At 46.7% G+C, this 23987-nt stretch carries 22 protein-coding genes; 18 read left to right on the top strand and 4 right to left on the bottom strand.

Translation table 11 applies throughout. The features are described 5' to 3' along the window. Positions 1–69 precede the first annotated feature (69 nt). The 7 genes from AY633_RS02500 to sigI all read left to right on the top strand — a co-directional run bounded on the left by AY633_RS02500 (position 70) and on the right by sigI (position 10921). Positions 70–1119, top strand: a complete 1050-nt coding sequence (locus tag AY633_RS02500) for a M42 family metallopeptidase (protein WP_068486203.1) — start codon at positions 70–72, stop codon at positions 1117–1119. Between the two features lie 17 nt (positions 1120–1136). Then, a complete protein-coding gene (locus AY633_RS02495) occupies positions 1137–2600 on the top strand; it encodes a UDP-N-acetylmuramoyl-L-alanyl-D-glutamate--2,6-diaminopimelate ligase (RefSeq protein ID WP_068486201.1) in 1464 nt (487 codons plus the stop codon). Positions 2601–2744: 144 nt separating this feature from the next. Beyond that, complete coding sequence (locus AY633_RS02490) at positions 2745–4313, top strand: peptide chain release factor 3 (RefSeq protein ID WP_068486200.1); 1569 nt, start codon at positions 2745–2747, stop codon at positions 4311–4313. Between the two features lie 180 nt (positions 4314–4493). Beyond that, positions 4494–7580, top strand: coding sequence for an efflux RND transporter permease subunit (locus AY633_RS02485; RefSeq protein ID WP_068486199.1), 3087 nt, complete (start codon positions 4494–4496; stop codon positions 7578–7580). A gap of 359 nt (positions 7581–7939) precedes the next feature. Beyond that, positions 7940–9019, top strand: coding sequence for an SDR family oxidoreductase (locus tag AY633_RS02480; RefSeq protein ID WP_068486197.1), 1080 nt, complete (start codon positions 7940–7942; stop codon positions 9017–9019). A gap of 216 nt (positions 9020–9235) precedes the next feature. After that, on the top strand, positions 9236–9994 hold the full coding sequence (locus AY633_RS02475; RefSeq protein ID WP_068486195.1) for a TerC family protein: 759 nt from the start codon (positions 9236–9238) through the stop codon (positions 9992–9994). A gap of 183 nt (positions 9995–10177) precedes the next feature. Further along, positions 10178–10921, top strand: coding sequence for an RNA polymerase sigma-I factor (sigI, locus tag AY633_RS02470; protein WP_068486193.1), 744 nt, complete (start codon positions 10178–10180; stop codon positions 10919–10921). A 49-nt stretch (positions 10922–10970) separates the two neighbouring features. Here sigI and AY633_RS16755 read toward each other — a convergent pair whose 3' ends face one another. After that, positions 10971–11135, bottom strand: a complete 165-nt coding sequence (locus AY633_RS16755) for a hypothetical protein (protein WP_260804456.1) — start codon at positions 11133–11135, stop codon at positions 10971–10973. Between AY633_RS16755 and AY633_RS02465 the strand changes: the two genes are divergently transcribed. The 3 genes from AY633_RS02465 to AY633_RS02455 all read left to right on the top strand — a co-directional run bounded on the left by AY633_RS02465 (position 11122) and on the right by AY633_RS02455 (position 14330). Next, positions 11122–12165, top strand: coding sequence for an anti-sigma-I factor RsgI family protein (locus AY633_RS02465; protein ID WP_260804455.1), 1044 nt, complete (start codon positions 11122–11124; stop codon positions 12163–12165). The genes AY633_RS16755 and AY633_RS02465 overlap by 14 nt on opposite strands. 290 nt (positions 12166–12455) lie before the next feature. After that, positions 12456–13805, top strand: a complete 1350-nt coding sequence (locus AY633_RS02460; RefSeq protein WP_068463103.1) for a TrkH family potassium uptake protein — start codon at positions 12456–12458, stop codon at positions 13803–13805. A gap of 81 nt (positions 13806–13886) precedes the next feature. Beyond that, positions 13887–14330 (top strand): MarR family winged helix-turn-helix transcriptional regulator, encoded by a 444-nt coding sequence (locus AY633_RS02455; RefSeq protein ID WP_068486189.1) that lies wholly within the window; start codon positions 13887–13889, stop codon positions 14328–14330. Positions 14331–14383: 53 nt separating this feature from the next. Here AY633_RS02455 and AY633_RS02450 read toward each other — a convergent pair whose 3' ends face one another. After that, a complete protein-coding gene (locus AY633_RS02450; protein WP_068486187.1) occupies positions 14384–14998 on the bottom strand; it encodes a CPBP family intramembrane glutamic endopeptidase in 615 nt (204 codons plus the stop codon). Between the two features lie 135 nt (positions 14999–15133). Here AY633_RS02450 and AY633_RS02445 point away from each other — a divergent pair, with 135 nt between their 5' ends. Both AY633_RS02445 and AY633_RS02440 read left to right on the top strand, forming a co-directional pair. Continuing rightward, complete coding sequence (locus AY633_RS02445; protein WP_068463097.1) at positions 15134–15322, top strand: hypothetical protein; 189 nt, start codon at positions 15134–15136, stop codon at positions 15320–15322. Between the two features lie 231 nt (positions 15323–15553). After that, positions 15554–16423, top strand: a complete 870-nt coding sequence (locus AY633_RS02440; RefSeq protein WP_068486185.1) for an NAD(P)-dependent oxidoreductase — start codon at positions 15554–15556, stop codon at positions 16421–16423. A gap of 35 nt (positions 16424–16458) precedes the next feature. Here the strand turns inward: AY633_RS02440 and AY633_RS02435 are convergent, their stop codons facing one another. Further along, positions 16459–16920, bottom strand: a complete 462-nt coding sequence (locus tag AY633_RS02435; RefSeq protein ID WP_068486184.1) for a YkyB family protein — start codon at positions 16918–16920, stop codon at positions 16459–16461. A 126-nt stretch (positions 16921–17046) separates the two neighbouring features. Here AY633_RS02435 and fadH point away from each other — a divergent pair, with 126 nt between their 5' ends. The 6 genes from fadH (at position 17047) to AY633_RS02405 (ending at position 22671) form a co-directional block, all read left to right on the top strand. Further along, on the top strand, positions 17047–17814 hold the full coding sequence (fadH, locus tag AY633_RS02430; RefSeq protein ID WP_068486182.1) for a 2,4-dienoyl-CoA reductase: 768 nt from the start codon (positions 17047–17049) through the stop codon (positions 17812–17814). A gap of 97 nt (positions 17815–17911) precedes the next feature. Beyond that, positions 17912–18355, top strand: coding sequence for a cyclic-di-AMP-binding protein CbpB (gene cbpB / locus AY633_RS02425; protein ID WP_068486179.1), 444 nt, complete (start codon positions 17912–17914; stop codon positions 18353–18355). Positions 18356–18421: 66 nt separating this feature from the next. Beyond that, positions 18422–19900, top strand: coding sequence for an MDR family MFS transporter (locus tag AY633_RS02420; RefSeq protein WP_068486177.1), 1479 nt, complete (start codon positions 18422–18424; stop codon positions 19898–19900). Next, complete coding sequence (locus tag AY633_RS02415) at positions 19890–20765, top strand: LysR family transcriptional regulator (RefSeq protein ID WP_068486175.1); 876 nt, start codon at positions 19890–19892, stop codon at positions 20763–20765. The genes AY633_RS02420 and AY633_RS02415 overlap by 11 nt, the downstream gene beginning before the upstream one ends. A 66-nt stretch (positions 20766–20831) precedes the next feature. After that, positions 20832–21545 (top strand): 2,3,4,5-tetrahydropyridine-2,6-dicarboxylate N-acetyltransferase, encoded by a 714-nt coding sequence (gene dapD, locus AY633_RS02410; protein ID WP_068486173.1) that lies wholly within the window; start codon positions 20832–20834, stop codon positions 21543–21545. A gap of 10 nt (positions 21546–21555) precedes the next feature. Then, positions 21556–22671: an N-acetyldiaminopimelate deacetylase gene (locus tag AY633_RS02405; RefSeq protein WP_068486171.1), complete on the top strand. Its 1116-nt coding sequence runs from the start codon at positions 21556–21558 to the stop codon at positions 22669–22671. Between the two features lie 45 nt (positions 22672–22716). Here AY633_RS02405 and AY633_RS02400 read toward each other — a convergent pair whose 3' ends face one another. Then, on the bottom strand, positions 22717–23910 hold the full coding sequence (locus AY633_RS02400) for an MFS transporter (protein ID WP_068486169.1): 1194 nt from the start codon (positions 23908–23910) through the stop codon (positions 22717–22719). Between the last annotated feature and the right edge of the window lie 77 nt (positions 23911–23987).

Below are 23987 nucleotides of genomic sequence, written 5' to 3'. Positions count from 1 at the left end.
CTTACTATAGTCGGGACTGTGCGAAAATGGCAGTTTTTGATATGATTAAAAAATCAAGGAGTGATTAAATTGGATTTTGATTGGAAAGAACAAGAAACGATCAACACCTTGGAGCAATTGGTGAAAATCCCGAGTCCATCCGGCTACACGATGCAAGTAATGAATTTCGTCACGGATTTTTTCGACCAGGTGTCCATTCCATACATAACCACAAATAAAGGCGGCGTCATCGCCACGATTAAAGGGCAGGACGATAAACGCCACCGGCTGCTTACGGCACACGTCGATACGCTCGGTGCAATGGTAAAAGAAATCAAGCCGTCAGGGCGCTTGAAGCTGTCGTTAGTCGGAGGATTCAAATTCAATGCCATCGAAGGCGAGAATTGCTTGATCCATACAGCAGGCGGCGAAACGATTACCGGCACGATCCTGCTTCACCAGACAACGGTCCATGTCTACCGCGATTCCGGCACGGCCGAGCGTTCGGCAGACAATATGGAAGTGCGCTTGGACCTTAAATGCCATTCGGCAGAGGACGTCCGCAAACAAGGCATTGAAGTAGGAGATTTTGTATCATTCGATCCGCGTTTCATCAAAACGGAAAGCGGATTTATCAAATCACGCCACCTCGATGATAAAGCGAGCACCGCCCTGTTGCTGCAATTGGCAAAGCAAGCGGCAAATGGGGAAACTTTGCCCCAGACGACTCATTTCTATATCTCCAATAATGAAGAAATCGGCTATGGCGGCAATTCCAATATTCCACTGGAAACAGAAGAATACATTGCTGTCGATATGGGAGCCATTGGAGATGGCCAACAATCCGATGAATACACGGTTTCGATTTGTGCAAAGGATTCGAGTGGTCCTTATCATTACGGGCTGACTCGCCAATTGATCGCTTTGGCAAAAGAGCGGAACATCGAGTACAAAGTGGACATTTATCCGTATTATGGATCTGATGCTTCTGCAGCAATCGGGGCTGGTGCTGATGTGAAACACGCCTTATTCGGCCCTGGGATTGAAGCATCCCATGCTTATGAGCGGACCCATATTGATTCATTGAAAGCGACAGCAGCGCTTCTTCATGCATATATCAACTCACCGCTCGGGTCATAATACTAGGAGGATTTCAGATGGACAGCAAGCAATTATTTAATCATATTTCAATTTCATCCATAAAAGGGGAATTGCCCGAATCTATTTCTCATATCACAATGGATTCCAGAGAGATTGTGCCAGGCTCCTTATTTGTCTGCATTAAAGGCTATACCGTTGACGGCCACGATTTTGCTGAACAAGCAGTAAAACAGGGCGCTGCGGTTATCTTAGCGGAAAAACCACTGAATTTAGAAGGCGCAGCTGTCGTAACAGTTCCCGATACAAGCCGGGCACTTGGTATTTTAGCGGCGCGCTTTTATGGCCACCCTTCCAAACGGCTGAATATGATCGGCGTGACGGGGACCAACGGAAAAACCAGTGTCGCGGGAATGCTTCACGCGATGCTTATGGAACTCGGGAAAACCTCCGCTTTGACCGGGACAATTGGTTTCAATTTAAACGGAGAACTGCATCCATCCGCCAATACGACAAGCGATGCCCTAACGACACAGCAAATGATTTGTCGCGCTTTAGAAGCGGGGAGCTCCCATATGACGATGGAAGTTTCTTCACACGGTCTCGTTCTAGGCCGGTTGGCTGGCGTTGAGTTCGATACGGCCATTTTCACGAACTTAACTCATGACCATTTGGATTTTCACGGAACGATGGAGGAGTACGGCCACGCCAAAGGGCTGCTGTTCTCGCAACTCGGACAGGATTTGACGCAGAACAAACGGGCAGTCTTGAATGTGGATGACGAATGGTCTGAAAAATTCGCAGCCATGACGCCTTTCCCTGTCTATACGTATGGCTTGGAGAATGACGCGATGTTCCGTGCGACTGATATCCGGTTAGAAGCAAAAGGAACGTCCTTTACTTTGCAATGTCCATCCGGTGACTTTCCGATTCAGATGAAATTGCTCGGTCACTTTAACGTTTACAATGCACTGGCGGCCATTGCCGCGTTGTCTGCAGAAGGCCATCCGATTGAACGGGTAATCGCGGCGCTCGAAGCCATTTCTCCAGTCGAGGGCCGTATGCAAATGGCAGAAATCGATGCACCCGTTTCGGTATTCATCGATTATGCACACACGCCGGATGCAATTGAAAAAGCCATTGCTGCTGTGGAGGACTTCAAGACCGGACGCCTCATTTTCTTGGTTGGCACCGGAGGAAATCGCGATAAGACGAAGCGGCCGATCATGGCGGAAAAAGCCTCAGTTGCGGATTATGTCGTCCTGACAACAGATGATCCGCGTTATGAATCGTATGATAGCATCTTGACCGATCTAGCGGCAGGCATGCAACATGAGCAATACGCTTGCATCGGTGACCGTGAAGAAGCGGTCCGTCACGCCGTGCAGCAGGCACAAGCGGGCGATATCATTATTTTAGCTGGCAAAGGGCATGAAGATTATCAGATTATCGAAAACACGAAATACCCTCATAGTGACAAAGAAATAGCAGAAAACGAAGCGCAGCGTAAATTCGGATCATGAATGAGAACGGGGAAATTGAAGTATTTTTCCCCGTTCATTTTTGCGTTTCAGCGAGAAACGCTTTCCGTAACTTCGGGCGATAGTTCTTGTTTTTTGCACGGTCCTTCTCTAAGATAGAGAGAGGAAATTAAAGGAGCGTATACAATGTCAGACCAATTACAACAAGCAATTGAAAGCAGAAGAACTTTCGCAATTATCTCCCACCCGGATGCCGGGAAAACGACTTTAACGGAAAAACTTTTGCTGTTCGGTGGCGCGATTCGCGATGCCGGAACAGTCAAAGGGAAAAAAACTGGGAAATTCGCTACGTCCGACTGGATGGAAATCGAGAAACAGCGCGGTATTTCCGTTACCTCGTCTGTTATGCAATTCGATTATTCAGGACATCGTGTCAATATTCTCGATACTCCTGGGCACCAAGATTTCAGTGAAGATACTTACCGAACACTGATGGCAGTGGATAGCGCCGTCATGATCATCGATGTGGCCAAAGGGATTGAAGCTCAAACCGTCAAGCTATTTAAAGTCTGTAAAATGCGCGGTATTCCTATTTTCACCTTTATCAACAAAATGGACCGCCAAGGGAAAGAGCCGCTTGAGTTGATGGAAGAGCTGGAAGAAGTGCTTGGCATTCAATCCTACGCAATGAACTGGCCAATTGGCATGGGGAAAGAATTCATGGGCATTTACGACCGTTTTAACAAGCGCGTTGAACCGTTCCGCACGGATGGCGAGCGTTTCATGGAACTTGATGAAAACGGCCACCTGGCAGGGGAACATGAAATGAAGCAAACTTCCTATTACACACAAGCGTTGGAAGATATCGAATTGCTGGAAGAAGCAGGAAACGAATTTTCCTTTGACCGCGTAGAAAAAGGCGAATTGACGCCTGTATTCTTTGGTTCAGCACTGGCCAATTTTGGTGTCGAGACTTTCCTGGAAACTTATTTGCAATTTGCGCCGCAGCCGCAGCCGCGATTGACCAAGCAAGAAGATATTGTCGATCCCGTAGAAACACCGTTTTCTGGCTTTGTCTTCAAAATTCAAGCCAATATGAATCCGGCGCACCGTGACCGCATCGCTTTTGTCCGCATCGTCTCAGGGGAGTTTGAGCGCGGCATGAACGTCACACTTTCACGTACCGGCAAATCTTTTAAACTATCGCAAACCACCCAGTTTCTAGCGGATGACCGGGAAATGGTCACCAAAGCGGTCGCTGGTGATATCATCGGGCTACACGATGTAGGGAATTACCAGATCGGCGATACGATCACAAGCGGCAAGAAATTCGAATTTGAAGCCTTGCCTCAGTTTACACCGGAGTTGTTCATGAAAGTGACGGCAAAAAACGTCATGAAGCAAAAGCATTTCCACAAAGGAATTCTGCAGCTCGTCCAAGAAGGTGCTATCCAGTATTACAAAACATTACATTTGGAAGAAGTCATTCTTGGCGCAGTTGGTCAACTTCAGTTTGAAGTGTTCGAGCACCGCATGAAAAATGAATACAATGTAGACGTCAGAATGGAGCCAGTCGGCAATAAAATTGCACGCTGGATCGAAAACGAGGAAGATGTTAAAGAGTCAATGTCAAGTGGCCGCTCCATGCTGGTTAAAGACCGCTATGACAATTTAGTGTTCTTGTTCGAAAACGATTTTGCAACGCGTTGGTTCCAGGATAAAAATCCGGAAATCCGCCTATACAGCCTTTTATAAAATGGAGTCTCCAACAGTCTGCTTTTTTAGCAGGCTGTTTTTGGCATTTTGGCAAACGGAACGATGAATTTCCCATTATCAAAAAACCATGGCGTTACTGTGAACAGACGACCTTAAGTTTGCGGTACAGGGCATTTTTTCTTATGATTAAGGGACTAGGCATAGAGAGGGATTGAACACATGAAACTAAGCGATTTTTCCATCAAGCGACCTGTACTGACCATCGTGACGATGATTTTGGTCATCATTTTAGGGGCGGTATCCTTTCTTCGCATACCGGTAACGTTAATTCCGGAGTTGAATCCGCCGATTGGCGTGGTAGTTACCAATTACCCAGGAGCCAGCCCAACGGAAGTAAACGAAAAAGTAACCAAACCGCTAGAAGAAAGCTTGGCAACTTTGCCGGGAATCGAATCGGTTCAATCGAATAGCCAGGAAGGATCCAATTTCATTTTGCTGGAGTTTGGCTGGGACACAGATATTGACGATGTGCAGTCAGAAGTCACTCAACGGATCGCCCAAACGCCGATTCCGGACGACTCCAACGATCCGCGCTTCTTGAAATTCGACCCGTCGCAATTCCCAATCATCCAATTGTCCTTGCGCGCTACTGACGCTGGGCAAGATGTCCGTGCCATTGCGGAAGAATTGGAAACCCAGCTGCGCCAGACAGATGGCGTAGCGAGCGTGAACGTCTCCGGCTCTTTGATCGAGGATATTTCGATCAAGCTGGACCCCGAAGAACTCGAAGAACGGGGATTGCAGCAAGCAGATATTGTTCAATTGATTCAAGCAAACAATGTTTCCTTGCCAGGCGACCCCATTGAAACGGAAGATGGGCGCAATTTAACCACGCGCATTGTCAGTACGCTCGAAAGTGTGGAGGACCTTGAAGACTTGATCGTGACGGTCGATCCACTCTCCGGCGACAATGTCACAGTGGCTGATGTTGCGGAAGTCGCAGTGACAGAACGGGAAACTAGCAGCGAGACACGTGCCAATGAAGAGCCTGCGGTATTGCTGTCGGTGCTTCAGGAATCCGGTGCCAACACAGCTGACGTGTCGACGGCATTTCAGGAACGTCTCGATGAATTGCTTGCGGAAGAGCGCTTCTCGGCTGTAGAGGCGGATATTCTATTTGACCAGGGAGACTACGTGAAACTGGCCATCAATAATATTGGGCAAACCCTAATCCTAGGCGGCATATTCGCGATGCTGGTGTTGTTCTTCTTCCTTCGCGGAATCAAGAGCCCGATCATCATCGGTGTGGCAATTCCTTATTCGGTTATCGTGACCTTTGTATTGATGTTCTTTGCCGACTTCGCGTTAAACATTTTGACACTTGGTGCTTTAGCGCTTGGTATTGGGATGCTTGTCGATAACGCCATTGTCGTCATCGAAAACATCGAACGCCATTTGGCGATGGGCAAAAAGCCGAAACAAGCAGCATCGGATGGATCGCGTGAAGTGGCTGGGGCAATCACTGCTTCGACATTGACCACTGTCGCCGTATTCGTGCCAGTTATTTTCATCTCCGGCCTAATCGGAGAAATTTTCTTTGAGTTTGCGTTGACGATTTCGTTCAGCTTGATCGCTTCACTTGCTGTCGCCCTCACTGTCATTCCTATGATGGCTTCTCGGATGCTCGGCCAAAAAGACGGTAAACCAAAGACAGTGAAGCCTGATTCCAAAGGTGTCCGTGGATTTGAGAAAAGCGTATTGTGGGCATTGCGCCACCGCATCCTTGTGCTGTTGACCGCCTTGTTGTTCCTTGGCCTTGGCGCATTCGGTGTTTCCCAAGTAGGAACTGAATTCTTGCCGGCGACAGATGAAGGATTCGTCAGCGTTACGGTTGAGCTCGAAAACGGTTCATCTACAGCCGCAACCGATGAAGTGGTACAAAGAATAGAAGAAGAATTGAAGACTGAAGAAGAAGTCGATGTATATGTCAGCTTGATTGGTGCGACTCAACAAGGCCAGGCGCAAGGCAGCGCAGAATCCAATACGGCAGAAATTTACGTCAAACTCGTGCCACTGGATGAACGCGAACGTTCGGTCTTTGAGTTCGTCGATGATGTACAGCCGCAAGTCCTGGAGAAAATCGGGGACGATGCACTCGTCAACTTTAATCTGCAGACAGCAGCCGGCTCGACACCGAATACACTTAGCTTTACGGTGACCGATACGGACAAGCAGCGTTTAGATGAAGCGGTTGCTGCAATTGACGGCGAATTAGCTAGCTTACCGAATGTGGTCGAATTGACAAATGACCGTCAGGAAACGATCGACGAAATACAGATGACGATCGACCGGGAAGCAGCGACTGAAAACAACCTGGCGCCGGTGCAAATCGCCCAGACGGTCAACAACATCACGCGCGGCGTGCTGGCAACGCAAGTAATCGATGAACAAGATGAAGTGCTCAGCGTTTTTGTTTCTTATGATGAAGAGCAGCGGGACAGCGTCGAAAGCTTGCGTGAACTGACGCTGCGCACACCATCCGGCGCATTTGTCGAGTTACAGGACCTAGCTGATATTGAAGTCGCCCAAGGGCCTGTTTCGATCAGCCGGGTGGACCAGGCTGAAAGTGTATCATTCACGCTGCAATATCCGTCCGATCAAACATTGGGAGATATCTCCACTGTAGTCGATGAAGCCATCGCAGATTTGGATCTGTCGGATCAAACCGTGGTTTCCTTTGGCGGTGACCGCGAGCTGTTCGAAGATTCCATCGATGATATGTTATTGGCTGTTGTATTGGCGATCGTTCTCGTTTATATCGTGATGGCCGCACAATTCGAGTCATTCAAATATCCATTGGTAATTATGTTCACGGTGCCATTGATGGTCATCGGGGTGTCGATTGCGCTATTCGTCACACAGACGCCAATCAGCATCACCGCCGTCATCGGAGTACTGGTCCTTGTCGGTATAGTCGTCAACAACGGGATTGTGCTCGTTGATTACATCAATCAACGAAAAGAAGCTGGACTCGCTTCCTTTGAGGCGATTGTGACGGCGGTCCATGACCGGAGAAGACCGATCTTAATGACGGCCCTGACCACAATTTTAGGCCTCTTGCCATTAGCGATCGGCATTGGGGAAGGCACTGAAATTAACCAGCCGATGGGGATTGCCGTTATCGGCGGCTTGATCAGTTCGACTTTCCTATCCCTCTACGTCGTTCCGGTTGTCTACAGTTTGTTTGACCGGGAGACGCGCTTTATGAACAGCAAGAAAAGAAAAGCGGCAAGAGCAGAGAAATAAATGAAGGGGCTGTCCCAAAAGGTCATGAAAAGTGACTTTTAGGGGCAGTCTCTTTTTTTCTAAAGAAAAGGCTGATGTCCATTTTGACGGACGCTTTCCGTGGGCACGGCCTTAGCCGCTTCCCTCGCGTCGCTCCTTCGCTTAGCTCAGTCACTGTTCCCGCTGGATTCGCCGTCTCCATTCCCATCAGCTGACTACTCTCAGGTGCCTCACCGATAAATCAAAAACAGACAGAGAACAACAATTTTTTTCTCAGTCTGTTTTATTTTAGGACTTATGAGACATCCCCTTTTTTATCTGAAAAATTCATGATTGCCCCCTTCATTTTTTAGTAAAATACAGAAAAGGGGAGTGATTGGATGAATAGAATGGTCTTTACGGGTTTCCCGGGATTTATCGCCACACGGTTGATGGAGTCGTGTGCACAAAAGGGATTTAGCTTATCGGCAATCGTTTTGCCTAGCGAGATGGAAAAAGCACAAAAGCAGGCTGATCGAATTAGGCAGCAAACAGGCTGTGGAACGATCCGTTTACTGCCAGGAGACATCACAATGGCGGGCTTGGCGCTTTCAGAGGAAGACAGATCCTGGTTGGAAGACCAGCAGCTCATCTTTTGGCATTTGGCGGCTATCTATGATTTAGCAGTGCCGAAACACATCGCGAAAAAAGTCAATATTCTCGGTACACAAAATATCAACGACTTAGTCAAATCATTGAATAAGCTGGAGCGTTATATGTATTTCAGCACCGCTTATGTAGCGGGCAATAGAGAAGGCATATTGCGGGAAGATGAACTCATCCGTCCCAAAGCATTCAAAAACCATTACGAAGAGACGAAGTATGAAGCAGAACTCCTCGTCGAGCAATTGAAACCACAAGTGCCGACTACGATCATCCGTCCGGGAATCGTCAGGGGGCATTCAGAAAGCGGGGAAACATCCAAATTCGACGGCCCATACTTTTTCTTGAATATGATTGACCGAATGAAGCATTTGCCGGCTATCCCGTATATTGGGCACTCGAATACCACCATAAATGTAGTGCCTGTCGATTACATCCTCGACGCCTCTATTTATTTGAGCCAACTCAAAAAAGCGGAATCGGCAACCGTTCACTTGACTGACCCCGAGCCCCATCCTGTAGAAGAAGTATACCGGGCAATGGTCTTTGAAATGACCGGACGCTACCCGAAAGGAAGAATTCCAAAGAATCTTGCAAAGTTCTCGATGTCGATGCCAGCCATTCGAAAATATCTCGGAGTCGAAGCGGAAACTTTGGATTATATGGACTGGCAAGCGCATTTCGATACGCAAAACGCGCTAGCCTTGTTAAAAGAAAGCGGCATCCGGCCAGCAGATTTTCTCGAAACCATTCCCGCTATGGTAGCCTTTTACAACGAGCATAAAAAAGACCGCACTTATCATGTGACCATTGCCTAATAGTTTACACACGATGGGCAAGTGCTATAATACACCTACAGACCAATAATTCGGACTCTCGACAAAGGGGAGTAGCTATAGGGAAACCTATTTCACAGCCGTCAATACGTGGCTTTTAGCCATCGGTTGTGATAGCGCATACCACTACGCTTAGCAAGACCTTTGCCTTCTATTAGGCATGGGTCTTTTTTGTCGGGGAAAAACAGGAGGGACATTATGGATACATTATTATTGGAATATGCATGGGTGCTACTGGTGCTGATTGGGCTCGAAGGCTTGCTCGCTGCAGACAATGCGGTAGTCATGGCGGTCATGGTCAAGCATTTGCCAAAGCGCCAACAGAAGAAAGCCTTATTTTACGGTTTGGCAGGAGCCTTTGTTTTTCGGTTTGCCGCTTTGTTCATGATTACTTTATTGGTGAATATTTGGCAAATCCAAGCGCTTGGTGCGGCATATTTGCTGTTTATCGCAGCCAAACATATATACGACCAGCGAAAAGGCGAGGAACATACGATAGAGCCCGAAACGACGAAAGGCTCGGGTTTCTGGATGACCGTTTTGAAAGTGGAACTGGCCGATATCGCTTTTGCCATCGACTCGATGCTCGCCGCCGTAGCGCTGGCGGTGACTTTGCCGCATCTCGGCGAATTTAACATCGGGGGCATCAATGGCGGCCAATTCGGCGTGATGCTGGCTGGCGGATTGATCGGCGTGATCATCATGCGTTTTGCTGCGCATAAATTCGTCCGGCTATTGGAAAGGTATCCTCAGCTTGAGACTGCGGCATTTGTAGTGGTCGGCTGGGTAGGCGTTAAATTGGTCGTTTTGACTTTATCCCACGAAAAATTGGGCGTCCTGCCGCACGATTTCCCGCATTCAACAGGGTGGACGATCACATTCTGGCTAGTATTACTGGGCATTGTGCTGGTTGGCGTATTAAATGGCCTTAGAAAGAACAAGCAACAAAATGCGTAGGCGCTTAACAAATAACCTTGCGGAGTAAATGCTCTGCAAGGTTATTTTTCTGCAATTTTTCACATGACGGACACAAGAGAGACTTGTCACACGAATGTAATATTCAGCACGCCCCCTCGTTCTTCTAAATTCTTGGACTGAAAGCTACAATAGAGTAAATGGAATTGAAATGGGGTGAGTTGCATGCTATTGACTGCTTTAGGCGGTTTGTTTGGATATGGAGAAACACCGGCTGAAACTTTGGCCAAGCTCGCGCAACAAGGCGATGAAGACGCTGAAGAACAATTGATTTCCTCACATATCCCGTTCGTGAAAAAAACCGCCGCACAAGTATGCAAACGGTTCATCGACGATCATCAGGATGAATACAGCATTGCGCTCCTGGCTTTTCATGAGGCGATTCGCCAATACCGTCCGGGACATGAGGCTTCATTTTTAACGTTTGCCCATATGGTCATCCGCCGCAGAGTGATCGACCATATTCGGAAAGAGAGCAGGCGGCAGGAATTTAGCCATGATTTCATGGCTTTGCCGAATGAAGATCATCACAACCCTATCGGCGACCGCGCATCGGCTGCTTTCTATTCAGAACAGGAGCAGACGGCTAAGCGGCGTGAAGAAATCATGCGATTCGAAGAAATGCTTTCAACGTTCGATTTGTCTTTCCAAATGATCGCCAAAGTTTCTCCAGCGCATGAAGACGCAAGGCGAAATGCCATCCAGATTGCGCAATTAGTGGCGGAAACAGATGAATACAAGCAATTTTTGCTCGACAAGAAAAAACTTCCGGTCAAGGATATTGAGGCGTTGGTCCAGGTCTCAAGAAAAACCATTGAGCGAAACCGGAAATACATAATAGCAATGGCTCTCTTGATGATGAGCGAGTTGCATTATTTAAAAGATTATTTAAAGGGGCGGTTAAACTAATGCAAATGCAAAAAGGCATATGTATGGAACTTGATGGAGACCGTTCTGTCTACATGCTCGCAGATGGACGCTTTGTAACCGGCAAGCCAACAGCTGACACGGTCGTGGGCGATGAGGCATATTTCGAACCCGTAAAGGTTTCGAATCGTCGTTTCAAGCCATTCGCCATGCCGCTTATCGCATCCGTTGCCGCGCTGTTTTTGTTTATTTCCACATGGGTGCTGCCTACTGATGAAGCGTATGGGTATGTGCAGGTCGAATCCAATCCCGGTATTGAAATGGGAGTGAATGACGATTGGCAGGTCATTTCAATGAGGGACTTGAATGAAGATGGCAAACAATTGATTGCCAAATTAGCGGATTGGGAAAATGAAGAATTTGAAGCGGTATTGCAAAATGTCCTCAGTTTATCTGTAGACGAAGATACTGAGCATGTGACCATTACCACAGTTCAAGAAGGTGATGGAACGGATGCTACGGTCAAAGTCGAACAAATCGCTTTGGCGGCGTTGTTCACGGGAAACAATCAAGCATTACAAATACATTTGAAAAAAGCGAATAAAAAACAATGGCGTGAGGCGAAAGAGCAGCAAGTGCCAGTAGCCAGGCTGATAGAGAAAGACCGGACTTTTACCTCGCCGCGCAGCCAAGAAAACGACGTGCAGCCTGCACAAAATGAAGGCATCAAAGTAAAACAAGAATCGGAAGACCAGGAACCCCCTGCCAAAGTTCAACAACCTGAACCTCCCAAGGCTAAAAAGGAAAATGAACCCGCTTCTACAAATAGCAATAAAGAGGAAAAGCCCAAAAAACCGGACACACAGTCTAAACCGGCATCAGATAACAATGACAACAACAAAGTTAAAGAACCTGCTGTAAAAGTACCAGCGGCTCCAAAAGAGACGAAAAAACAAGAAAAACCGGAACCCGTAAAACCCAAAAGCTCAAATGCTGGAGAAGGCAATAATTCCGGGAATTCCAAAGCCAAAACAAAGCCGAAAAAAGAGCCTCCTTCTTCTAGCAACAGTAAAGCCGAGCAGCCAAAACAAGACAGCCAAAGCAAAGGCAATCCAGCTCCAGACAAGCCGAAAGACCAGGAAAACAAACTCAACAAAGGCAAAGACAATAGCAATAATAGCAACAGCAACGGGAAGGAAAACAGCAACAACGGCAAGGAAAATGGCAATACTAACAGCAATTCATCAAAGGCAGATAAGGAAAAGCCCAAAAAACCGAAGGACTAGTGAGAAACAGGTTATGCCTTTTGTGAAAACAGCTGTCCATTTGGCCAAAGAGCAGCACAGCCGGTGACGGTTTGATCTAAAAAACGCTTATTCCTCGAACACCGCACTATGCGGCAATGTCTAAGGGAAAAAGCGCTTTTTTATTGCATTTGGAAAGTAAACAACAAAAGTGGCGGTTTCCGTCGGAATATTTACAAGGAAGGGGGCGCTTTACGAAAAAGCCCTTTTCTTTTCACTGTACTTTACATAGAATGGGAAGAGAGTTAGTTGCAGAAGGGAATTTTACGCTTATGAACAAATCATTTCAACGTGTCCGAAATCTTACACCTGCACAGGCAATCGTGGCGTATTATTTCGTAGCGATTGCTTTTTCCTTTTTGCTTTTGCGGCTTCCGGGAGTCTTGCAGCCTGGAGTGAGCATGACCTACATCGATACTTTATTTACCGCCGTTAGCGCGGTTAGCGTTACCGGCCTGACCGTCATTGATGTCTCCCAGACTTTATCCGTGTTTGGCATCATCGTTTTGATGGTCATCTTGCAGTTCGGGGGCATCGGCATCATGTCGATCGGAACATTTTTCTGGATTCTGCTCGGCAAGCGAATTGGGCTGAGAGAACGCCAATTGATCATGGTCGACCATAACCAATCGAGCATGGCAGGCGTCGTCAAATTGATTACCGAAATCGTTAAGATTCTTTTGTTGATCGAAGCGATTGGTGCGCTCATTTTGACTGTCTACTTCACGCAATACTTCTATAGCTTCGGCGAAGCACTTTTACACGGCGTGTTCGGATCAGTCACAGCAACGACCAATGGCGGATTTGACATTACAGGTGCTTCTTTGCAGCCCTATGTCGATGATTATTTCGTCCAGATCGTCAATATGTTATTAATCATTCTTGGGGCGATTGGCTTTCCTGTATTGATCGAGTTAAAAGAGTTCTTGTCGAATGAAACCAAAAACTTCCGCTTTTCATTGTTCACTAAAATTACAACGAGCATCTTTGGCATGCTGCTTGTTGTCGGAACGATCGGTATCTTGATCTTGGAGTCGGTTAATGCATTTAAAGGAATGTCGTGGCATCAGACTTTCTTTGGGGCGTTGTTCCATTCGGTCTCTTCCCGCTCCGGTGGCTTGGTGACCATCGACATTACCCAGTTCAGCGACGCGACCAATGTATTCATGAGTGCGCTTATGTTTATTGGGGCCTCGCCAAGTTCAGCAGGTGGCGGTATCCGGACGACCACTTTTGCAATCGCCATTTTGTTTTTGATCAATTTTGCAAGAGGCAAGAATACCATTCAAATTTTCAACCGTGAAATTGAGTTGATTGATGTGTTTAGGTCGTTTGCAGTTTTGTTCCTTGCAGGGACAATGGTCATCGTTGCGACAATGCTGTTGATCATCACTGAACCAAATGCATCGATTGTAGAGATTCTCTTTGAAATCACTTCAGCATTCGGTACGTGCGGAATGTCGCTCGGACTGACGAGTGACTTGTCCTCAGTTGGCAAAGTGATCGTCATGATTTTGATGTTTATCGGCCGCGTTGGCTTGATTTCCTTCTTGTTTACCATCGGCGGAAAAACAGATCCAACAAAATTCCATTATCCGAAAGAGCGTGTCATCATTGGATAAGTCGGCCGTACGTGCTATTCGGCCAGCAAAGGGATATAATTAAAGCAATCGAGTGATTATAGCAGAAATGAGTGAACGAAAATGAATGAAGACATTAAGCAGTCATTGAAACTGTTTATCGTGTTGTCCCGTGCGCATAAAGCGATCTCGGAACAAACCAACCAATTTTTTCAGGAAAACGGCGTTAACCCAACAGAATTTGCAGTGCTGGAGTTGCTTTATCATAAAGGGCGCCAGCCGCTACAAAAAATTGGCGGAAAAATCCTTCTAGCGAGCGGATCGATTACTTATGTTATCGATAAGTTGGAAAAGCGTGGCTTTATTACGCGCGTCAACTGCCCGACCGATCGCCGCATTACGTATGCGGAAATCACAGAAGAAGGAAAGGCGTTTATGGCAGATATCTTCCCGTCTCACGAACAAAAATTGCATGACTTGACGGCTGCTTTATCTACTGAAGAAAAAGAACAAGCCATCGAATTGATGAAAAAAATCGGTTTGTCGATCAAAGATTTATCTTATTAAAAAAAGATCCTCCGCTTGGGAGGATCTTTTTCTATTTTTATCCGGGCGTTGCTTTACAGTGGCAATGGCAGAACGATGAACAAGAGAACGAGCACCACCAAATGAGTGATGATGAGCAGCGGCATACTGCGCTTCCATTCATAGAGTAAGCCGAGCAATACACCGGCAACAACTCCCGCTACGATGCTTGGCCAAAATCCGCTGAAAGCTAAGGCGATGCCGAATAAGAGCGAAGCGCCTAAGACAGCGAATGGCGGCTGCATATATTTTTTCAGTTGCTGCTGTATATAGCCGCGCCAGAAAAGTTCTTCACCAGGCACGATAACAAACATCAGCAATAGGTAATGCCAAATGCTAGTCGGGGCAAACAAGGTTTGCAGAGCAGATACAGGCCCTTTAACATTCAGTGGAAGGACATCGAATACCAAGTAGCCAATCGCTAAAATGGCATAGATGATCGTACCGAACACAAGGCCATATATTAATGATTTCCAGGTTTTTAATTCATCAAATACTGAGTAATGAACAAGCGCGATCGACATCAAGACTAATATCGCAAATGTGTGCATATACCAGAAGATGGCGGTGTTTTCGAAAGCCAGGTGGTACAAGTAAAGCGAAAGCGGCAACAGCCAAATCAGCGTATGGCGCTTTAATAAAGTAAACATAAAAATCCTCCTAAAATCAACCAACGCTGCCCATATTGTAGGGGCAAGCGTGATGTAGCTGGACGGGTAAGGTTTCGTCCGTATAGTATTATAACAGAACCATTTTAACAAAACGAAAAGAAAGGGGAACATTTCATGACTGATTATGCGAATGAACTAGAGCGATTAAAAACGGGGGAGATCGAAACACTCGACATCCCGAAAGAGGAATTCCTGAAATTCCGTGAGATTTTAACCGAACGAGAAGACTTCAAGCATTTTCGTGGAACTGCATTCCATCACGGCAAAACACAATACGAATATACGATAGAACCATCAAAATAAAATCTATGCAAAATGCCGTTGCGCTGTAAGTCTTACAAAAAGTGCTGAAGTTTTTAAAAAAAGAGGTTTAGCCCTCGTTTGGAGGGGGCATAGTATACTTGAACACAGCAACATTCTCATTTCCCCCTTTTGTGGCCGGACCTTTATGGACCGGCCTTTTTTTTATGCCAAAAAGAAGGGTGAATAGACTGATAATTTTTGCTATTATGGAAGTACAGAGGAGGCAATAAAATGAAAATTGGATTTATCGGTACAGGTGTTATGGGTAATAGCATTGGACGCCATCTGCTGGAGGGAGGCCATGAGCTTTCTGTTTTTACAAGAACTGCAAAAAAAGCTGACGATCTCTTGGAACGAGGCGCATCATGGAAAGATACGCCGCGGGATCTGGCAACAGATGCAGAAGTGATTTTCACGATGGTCGGTTACCCGGAAGATGTCAGAGAAATCTACTTTGGCGAGAACGGCTTATTAGCCAATGCTAACAAAGGAACGGTGCTCATTGATTTGACCACTTCCCAGCCGAAACTGGCTCAGGAAATTTCAGATGCAGCACGTGCTAAAGGGATGCATGCACTGGATGCCCCAGTTTCTGGTGGGGATATCGGCGCAAAAAACGCGGTGCTATCCGTTATGGTCGGCGGCGAGGAAGACGTGTTCAAGCAATTGCTTCCACTGTTTCGGTTATTTGCAGGCAACATCATTCTCCAAGGCCCGGCCGGTTCTGGACAACATACAAAAATGTGCAACCAGATCAATATCGCAAATAATATGTTAGGAGTCTGCGAATCGCTGATTTATGCAAAAAAAGCAGGATTGGACCCGGAGAACGTGCTGCGATCAATTTCAGCTGGCGCCGCTGGATCTTGGTCGTTATCGAACTTGGCTCCGAAAATGATAGAAGGCGATTTTCGACCTGGATTTTATATCAAGCATTTCATCAAGGACATGAAAATAGCGGTAGAGGAATCTGAACGATGGGGCTTGGAGTTGCCAGGATTGAAATTATCGCTCGGCATCTATGAGGAGCTCGAACGCGGAGGAGATGGTGACTTCGGCACACAAGCCTTAATTCGTCATTTTGACTTTGTGGAAAAATAACCAAAAAAACCCGGCAAAATGCATTTGCCGGTTGATCAGTCGAAATAGGATTTTTTAGGTGTATAGAAACGATTCGTTTCTTTCGGTTCATAGCGCTTAGAAAAAGCCGAGAGCGCAGTCTTTTTTTCCTGAGGCTTCAGCCCGGTATAATTTTGAAGCAATTCTTTCGCATGCTTCAGGTTCATACGGCTTGGTGGATTGCGATAGGATTCGTCCAAGTCACCAAAATGCTCGAGCGAATGGAAATCTTCCTTTTTGGGAAGCATGTGAAAATAATAATTACCGCATTTTACGAGGACAGATGATTGTTGTTGGCTTTTTCGGGGGTTTTTGCTGAAGTGCAGGCCAAGCTTTTGAGCTCGTTTTTGTTGAATCATCAGATTCAAAGATTGTTTTTTCAAGGCATAGAGAAATTGATTGTCAGGAGCAGTCTTAGCGTGGCGGTTAACAGTGAAGATAGCTTGAGCGATTTCCGAATCTTTCATTGTCAGGGACATGAGCTCATTCCTTTCGCAATAATGGATAAATTAGTCTTTGCTTATCATATCAAAATTTTCAGTCACTGTACATAAACCGAATTCGATAGAAAACTTCAGAGAAGACTCAAAAAAGGGGATGTTGAAATGTTAAGTGAGCAAACAATAATTGTAACCGGTGGATCCAGTGGGATGGGCTTACACATGGCAGAAAAATTTGCTGCTGAAGGGGCAAACGTCATCATTACGGGACGTGATATGGAAAAATTGAATGAGGCCTTGACTAAATTATCAGCGCTGCGCGGTCAGGCAGAAGCTTTCCAGATGGATGTTCGCGAACCTGAACACGCTAAGGCAATGGTCAGTTTCGCTCATGAAAAATTCGGGAGAATCGATGGCCTTGTTAATAACGCGGCCGGAAATTTCATTGTCCATGCCGAAAAATTATCGCCCAATGGTTGGCGCTCTGTCATTGATATCGTCTTGAACGGGACGTTTTTTTGTTCTCATGCTGTAGGAAATTACTGGATTGAAAATGGAACAAAGGGGAATATACTAAATATGTTGGCAACATATGCCTGGAATGCCGGCGCTGGCGTTGCACACTCTGCCGCCGCAAAAGCCGGGGTCATGTCGCTGACTCGAACGCTAGCGGTCGAATGGGGTACGCAATACGGCATTCGCGTCAATGGAATTGCTCCTGGTCCCATCGAACGGACGGGGGGAGCGGAAAAATTGTTTGAGTCTCAAGAAGCGGTGCAACGGACTTTGAAATCTGTTCCTTTAGGACGGCTTGGAAAACCGGAAGAAGTGGCAGAACTGGCTGCTTTTATCATGTCGGAAAAAGCGGCTTATATGAATGGTGAAATCGTGACCTTAGACGGTGGACAGTGGTTGAATAAGTTTCCTTTTTAAGGCGAAATCCCCAATTAAATAGTTTCGGGAACCGTATTATGTTATGATGTAATCGAAGTGTTTCAGCATCATATGCGATGCAAAAGGAGTAGAGCACATGATTTCATTACCGAGCAAAGATTTTCTAGAAACCCCGATTGAAGAATTTGTCATCTCGTCCGAAAAAGTAGCACATGTCCAAATCGGCAATAGTGCCGAGCATGCTTTATTGGTTTTGACGAAGACCGGCTATTCAGCCATCCCGGTTTTGGATGCGAAGTACCGGTTTCACGGCTTAATTAACGCCCAGCGCATCACAGATGCCATTCTTGGAATGGACCATATAGAATACGAGAAACTAGGCAATATACGAGTCGAGGAGATCATGCAGACTGACTTGCCGCTGATCCATTTGAATGACCGTTTTCAAAGGGCATTGGATTTAGTGATTGACCAGAATTTCCTGTGTGTTGTGGATGACAATGGAATGTTTATGGGTATCTTAACGAGACGGATCGTCTTAAAGCAATTAAAAAAACAACTATACCAGTTCAAACGATAATCACCCTGAAAAAGGTCTCATCCATTGAGGCCTTTTTTTCTGCTGGTTGTGAAAGTAGGGAATAATATGAAACAACCGAAACGCCCACTCATTTTACTGGCAGTCATGCTGGCGATGTTCGTCTCGGCAGTTGAAGCGACCATAGTTTCAACTGCCATGCCAAGTATTGCTGCAGATCTCGGGGGCTTCTCAAAATACAGCTGGGTGTTCTCTGCTTATTTATTGATGAGTACCGTGACGGTGTTATTATATGGCAAGTTGGCGGATCTTGTTGGCAGAAAAGCGATTTTTGCGTTCGGCATGCTGTTGTTTTTATTCGGGTCATTGCTCTGCGGGTTAGCAGACTCGATGGAGCAATTGATCGCTTTTCGCTTTATCCAGGGGGCGGGGGCAGGGGCTATCATGCCGATTGCCTCGACCATTATAGGGGATATTTATTCCACAGAGGAACGAGCGAAGATCCAAGGCTATTTGTCGAGTGTATGGGGCATTTCAGCCATCGCAGGGCCTGCCATCGGAGGTGTCTTGGTGGCGACGATTGGTTGGCAATATGTGTTTTGGGTCAACTTGCCGCTTGGAATTTTGTCGCTGCTTGGTATCGTGATTTATTTAAAAGAACCGAAACGTATGGAACGGGCGAATATCGATTACAAAGGTGCTTTGTTTTTGACGCTTGCATTGAGCAGTGTCTTATATCTGTTGATCGAAGGGGGAGTGTCTTTTAATTGGCTCTCCACTCCTTCTTTTGTTCTGGCATTGATTGGCATTGTGTTCATGTTCTGGTTTGTCAAAGCAGAACGTGTGTCGATCGATCCGATGATGCCTTTTGAAATTTGGCAAAATCGGGCAATCCGCTATGCAAATTTGGTGTCTCTTGCAACGGGAATCATATTGATCGGCATTTCAAGTTATCTGCCGGCCTATGTCACTGGTGTTATGGAACAGCCAGCTGCAATTGCAGGGTTCACTTTAACAACGATGTCCATTGGTTGGCCGATTGCTTCGGTCTTTTCCGGAAGGCTGTTAATCAAAATCGGTTATTTCCGCACTTCGCTGCTCGGAGGGGTATTTTTGCTATTGGGCACCGCATTATTTGTTTTCATGCAGCCCGGATTTGGACCGCTTTGGGCAGGGATGTCGAGTTTTTTCGTCGGTGTCGGCATGGGATTGACGAGTACCGCTTTTATCGTTTCCATCCAATCAGCTGTTTCCTACGACAAGCGTGGAGCGGCAACCGCATCCAATATGTTCATGCGCAATCTTGGCAGCACAATTGGCGTGGCACTTCTCGGCAGCATATTAAATAGCTCGCTGCTAAACCGGCTAAATGATGCGGGGAGCCGTCTGTCGCTGGAGTCGGTCAACGCTATATTAAGCATGGATAGTCGCGCCAAATTGCCTGAAGCAGAAAAGCAGGTATTGCAAGAAGCATTGGCTTTTGGACTGCGCAATGTTTACAGTATCGCATTTCTCTGTGCCTTGATCAGTGTTTTGCTAATTTTCGGCTTGAGGGGATTGAAAGGAGTGAAACCGGATGTCCAATGAAGAACTGATTATCAAAGTGCTGGCTGAAGAAGGCAATATGCGAAAAGCAGCAGAACGGCTGTTTCTGTCGCAGCCAGCCTTATCTCAGCGATTGCAATCGATCGAAAAGGAATGGGGGCAACAATTGTTTGTGCGTTCCCAGAAAGGCTTGACTCCCACTCCTGCGGGTGAATTGGTCATCCAATACGCAAAGGAAGCAGTTGTGCGGCGGGAAGAAATGTTTGAACAGCTGCACACTTTAAGTGAAAAAGTGCATGGCACCTTGAAAATTGCCTGCGCATCGATTATCGGACAGAACTGGCTTCCGAAAGTATTGAAAGATTTTATTACACTGTATCCTGAAGCGAAAGTGCAATTGATCACCGGCTGGAGTTCTGAAATTGTCCGTGCTTTGTACGACGGCGAAGCGCATATCGGCATCGTTCGGGGCCAGACCGACTGGAAAGGACCGAAGATTCATCTGTTCAAAGACACTTTGTATTTGGTCGACAAAGAAATCAGTTCGCTCGAAGAAGTGATGATGACCGAGCGGCCGTTTATCCAATTTAAAAGCGATTCCACTTATTACGAGGAAATCCAACAGTGGTGGCAAAAGCATTTCGCCTCCAACCCGAAGCGCCAAATTACGGTCGACCAGATCGAGACGTGTAAGCAAATGGCCGTCAATGGAATCGGCTATGCAATTTTGCCATCGATTACCCTGACAGGGGCAGAAGATGTCCATACGGTGCCGCTGACGAATAGCGAACAGGAACTTGAATTGACCCGGGACACATGGCTGATTGGCTATGAATCGTCTTTCCAGCTTCGGCAAGTCGGGGCATTTGTCGATATTGTCAAAAAACATGCCACTCTGTTAAGCTAAAGGATGTATTATTATACTGAATCAGATATAATAACACCATTACACGAGAGAAAGAGGTTTTGATCAATGGAACAAATGGATGCAAATCAAATTATTTCGTACATACAAAATGCGAAGAAATCGACACCTGTAAAAGTATATGTCAAAGGTGACGGCGTAGCTGCGCTTAACTTTGGCGAAGGCTCGAAAGTATTCGGAGAAGGCAATCACGCGACAGTATTCGGAGAATGGGCTGAAGTGGAAAAAGCACTTGAGCAGCATGCTTCAGTCATCGAAGATTCCGTAGTGGAAAACGATCGCAGAAACTCAGCGATTCCGATGCTTGACTTGAAAAATATTAATTCCCGCATCGAACCAGGTGCGTTTATCCGTGAAAACGTTGAGATTGGCAGCAATTGCATCATTATGATGGGTGCTGTCATCAATATTGGATCCGTGATCGGTGATGGTACGATGATCGACATGGGCGTGATCATGGGCGGCCGCGCAACAGTCGGGAAAAACTGCCACATTGGAGCGGGCGCAGTACTTGCAGGTGTCATCGAGCCTGCATCCGCTACACCGGTCATTGTCGAGGACGATGTCATGATTGGCGCAAACGCAGTCGTTTTGGAAGGGGTGCGCATTGGCAAAGGTTCCGTCGTCGCTGCAGGAGCTGTCGTGATCGAAGATGTTCCTGAGAACGCTGTGGTTGGAGGAGCGCCAGCACGCGTGTTGAAGCTGATGGATGAAAAAACCCGATCAAAAACGGAAATCAAGCAAGAACTCCGCCAGCTGTAAGAGGCCATTTATGGATCTTATTCAAATCAGGAGAGAGCTGCATGAAATTCCGGAAATCGGATTTCAGGAATTCAAAACGCAAAGCTATTTGAAAAAAATCATCTTGCAAATGCCATCTGATCGTCTCGAACTGGTTGAGTGGCGAACGGGCCTTGTGATCAAAGTGAAGGGCCTCTCACCCGAAAAAACGATCGGATGGCGCACGGATATCGATGGCTTGCCGATCCTTGAGGAAACCGGCTTGCCGTTTGCTTCCTGCCATGAAGGGTTCATGCATGCATGTGGTCACGATATGCATATGGCGGTTGCGCTCGGCTTATTGGAACAGCTGGTAGAACAGCCACTCGATAACGATGCCGTGATTTTGTTTCAACCGGCTGAAGAAGGACCAGGCGGCGCTGAGCCGCTGCTAGCATGGCTTGAACAGGAACGTCCGGACTTGGTGCCGGATGAACTTTTCGCCTTGCACATCGCGCCTGAACTGCCCCTTGGCACTGTGGCGACAAAACCTGGGCTATTGTTTGCCAATACATCGGAATTGTTTATTGACCTGCACGGCAAAGGCGGACATGCCGCTTACCCACATCAGACGCGCGATATGGCGGTGGCCGCAGCGGCTTTAATGATGCAGTTGCAAACAGTGGTCAGCCGCAATGTCGACCCGATGGATTCGGCCGTGGTGACAGTTGGGAAAATGTCAGCCGGCACTGTGCAGAATATCATCGCTGAACGAGCGCGTTTAGAAGGGACCATTCGTACTTTGACGCCGGAGTCGATGGAAAGTGTGAAACAGCGTATTGAAGCGTTGTGCAAATCGATTGAGACGGGCTATGAATGCCAAGTGTCGATCGATTACGGAGCAAACTACCGTCAAGTGGACAATGATGAGCAGCTCGCGGAGTCGTTTTTACGCTACGCACAAGATGCTCCAGGCATCCAAGCTGTCCGCAGCAAAGCGGCCATGACAGGTGAAGATTTCGGCTATTTTACTGAACGGCTGCCATCTTTGATGTTCTGGGCAGGGGTAGGATCGGATTACGGCTTGCATCATGCCAAATTGATCCCAGATGAAGGCATCCTGGCGTATATGCCAAAATTCCTCTACGACTATTTCAAGGAACGATAAAAAAGCGAGATGCCATTGCGGCATCTCGCTTTTTGTTTGGGTGATTTAGTTGCTACGGCTCTCCTGCAGCAATTCTTTCTTTTGAGACGACCAGCTCCAAGCAATAAAGAAACAAACGAGCAGGATGAACGTTCCGGTGATATACGGGAAGCTCATATCAATATCAAAAAGAATTCCGGCAAGTGCCGGCCCAATCATATTTCCTAAGCTCATATACGCATTGTTCATACCAGCTGCAAATCCTTGTGAATCTCCTGCCAGTTTTGAAATGAGCGTGTTGATTGCAGGGCGTAAGAGGGAGGCTGCAGTGAAAAAGATAGCGGCTACGAGCAGGATGGTCCAGAAGGTATTGACGAATAGAATACCGATCATTGCAGCAGCAGAAATGAGCAGATTAACAAGGATGACGCGCATCTCACCAAATCGCTTGAACAAGCTGTCAATAACGAATGTTTGGACAATGACGCCAACAAAACCGCCGACTGTGATGACGACTGAAATTTCCTTCGGCGTGAACTGGAATTGCTTATCTACGTATAAGGCAATGGTCGATTGGAAATTCGACAAGCCAAACGCGAAAATGAACATGACGAGCAGCATGACGAAGTAAGGCGTATAGACAGAGCGTTTCATCTGCTGATACAGATTTTCGCGTTTATAGCCAACCGCTTGCACCGCCGGTTTGACATTCGGCAAAGCGAAGAACGATAGCAAAGCGGCCAATAAAGCGACGGAGGTCGCGACATAGAAAGGAAATTGTAAGCTGACTTCAGACAAGAAACCGCCGATGCCTGGCCCGATCATGAAACCGAGTGACATCGAAGCTCCGAGCAATCCCATGCCCTTGCCGCGCTCTTCGTAAGTAGTGATATCAGCGACAAATGCCATCATCGGGGGAATGAGGAATGCGCCGCCGACCCCGCTAAAGAAACGGGCGAGGTAAAGGACCCATAACTCAGTCGCCATACCAAATAACAGCTGCGACAAGCCGAAGACGACCAAACCGAAAATGATCAAGTTCTTGCGTCCGTATTTATCGGATAACTCCCCTGAAATTGGCGAAAAGAGAAATTGTGCAAAAGCGAAAGTGGCGATCAAAGTGCCAAGCGCCTGCCCTGCAACACCGAATGTTTCCAAGTAAGCGGGCATGATCGGGATGATGAGGCCGATTCCGCTCATGGCGATGAACATATTGAACATAAGAATGTATAAGGCGAATTTAGTTGATTTGACGGCCATGAGCCTAACCTTCTCTCGTTTTTATTTCGTGTGGCTAAATTTCGGTGTGTTGAACTTATTTACTATACCTTATTTAA

It is taken from the genome of Planococcus maritimus (genome assembly GCF_001592825.1).
Classification (GTDB): domain Bacteria; phylum Bacillota; class Bacilli; order Bacillales_A; family Planococcaceae; genus Planococcus; species Planococcus maritimus_C.
The sequence above is the reverse complement of the archived record's forward strand: the minus strand, read 5'-3'. Positions and strand labels throughout refer to the sequence as shown.

Excerpts from the sequence above, each read along its gene's own strand:
- AY633_RS02495 (WP_068486201.1), top strand. The coding sequence starts at position 1,137 with ATGGACAGCAAGCAATTATTTAATCATATTTCAATTTCATCCATAAAA.
- AY633_RS02490 (WP_068486200.1), top strand. The coding sequence starts at position 2,745 with ATGTCAGACCAATTACAACAAGCAATTGAAAGCAGAAGAACTTTCGCA.
- AY633_RS02485 (WP_068486199.1), top strand. The coding sequence starts at position 4,494 with ATGAAACTAAGCGATTTTTCCATCAAGCGACCTGTACTGACCATCGTG.
- AY633_RS02480 (WP_068486197.1), top strand. The coding sequence starts at position 7,940 with ATGAATAGAATGGTCTTTACGGGTTTCCCGGGATTTATCGCCACACGG.
- AY633_RS02475 (WP_068486195.1), top strand. The coding sequence starts at position 9,236 with ATGGATACATTATTATTGGAATATGCATGGGTGCTACTGGTGCTGATT.
- sigI (WP_068486193.1), top strand. The coding sequence starts at position 10,178 with ATGCTATTGACTGCTTTAGGCGGTTTGTTTGGATATGGAGAAACACCG.
- AY633_RS02460 (WP_068463103.1), top strand. The coding sequence starts at position 12,456 with ATGAACAAATCATTTCAACGTGTCCGAAATCTTACACCTGCACAGGCA.
- AY633_RS02455 (WP_068486189.1), top strand. The coding sequence starts at position 13,887 with ATGAATGAAGACATTAAGCAGTCATTGAAACTGTTTATCGTGTTGTCC.
- AY633_RS02450 (WP_068486187.1), bottom strand. The coding sequence starts at position 14,998 with ATGTTTACTTTATTAAAGCGCCATACGCTGATTTGGCTGTTGCCGCTT.
- AY633_RS02445 (WP_068463097.1), top strand. The coding sequence starts at position 15,134 with ATGACTGATTATGCGAATGAACTAGAGCGATTAAAAACGGGGGAGATC.
- AY633_RS02440 (WP_068486185.1), top strand. The coding sequence starts at position 15,554 with ATGAAAATTGGATTTATCGGTACAGGTGTTATGGGTAATAGCATTGGA.
- AY633_RS02435 (WP_068486184.1), bottom strand. The coding sequence starts at position 16,920 with ATGTCCCTGACAATGAAAGATTCGGAAATCGCTCAAGCTATCTTCACT.
- fadH (WP_068486182.1), top strand. The coding sequence starts at position 17,047 with ATGTTAAGTGAGCAAACAATAATTGTAACCGGTGGATCCAGTGGGATG.
- cbpB (WP_068486179.1), top strand. The coding sequence starts at position 17,912 with ATGATTTCATTACCGAGCAAAGATTTTCTAGAAACCCCGATTGAAGAA.
- AY633_RS02420 (WP_068486177.1), top strand. The coding sequence starts at position 18,422 with ATGAAACAACCGAAACGCCCACTCATTTTACTGGCAGTCATGCTGGCG.
- AY633_RS02415 (WP_068486175.1), top strand. The coding sequence starts at position 19,890 with ATGTCCAATGAAGAACTGATTATCAAAGTGCTGGCTGAAGAAGGCAAT.
- dapD (WP_068486173.1), top strand. The coding sequence starts at position 20,832 with ATGGAACAAATGGATGCAAATCAAATTATTTCGTACATACAAAATGCG.
- AY633_RS02405 (WP_068486171.1), top strand. The coding sequence starts at position 21,556 with ATGGATCTTATTCAAATCAGGAGAGAGCTGCATGAAATTCCGGAAATC.
- AY633_RS02400 (WP_068486169.1), bottom strand. The coding sequence starts at position 23,910 with ATGGCCGTCAAATCAACTAAATTCGCCTTATACATTCTTATGTTCAAT.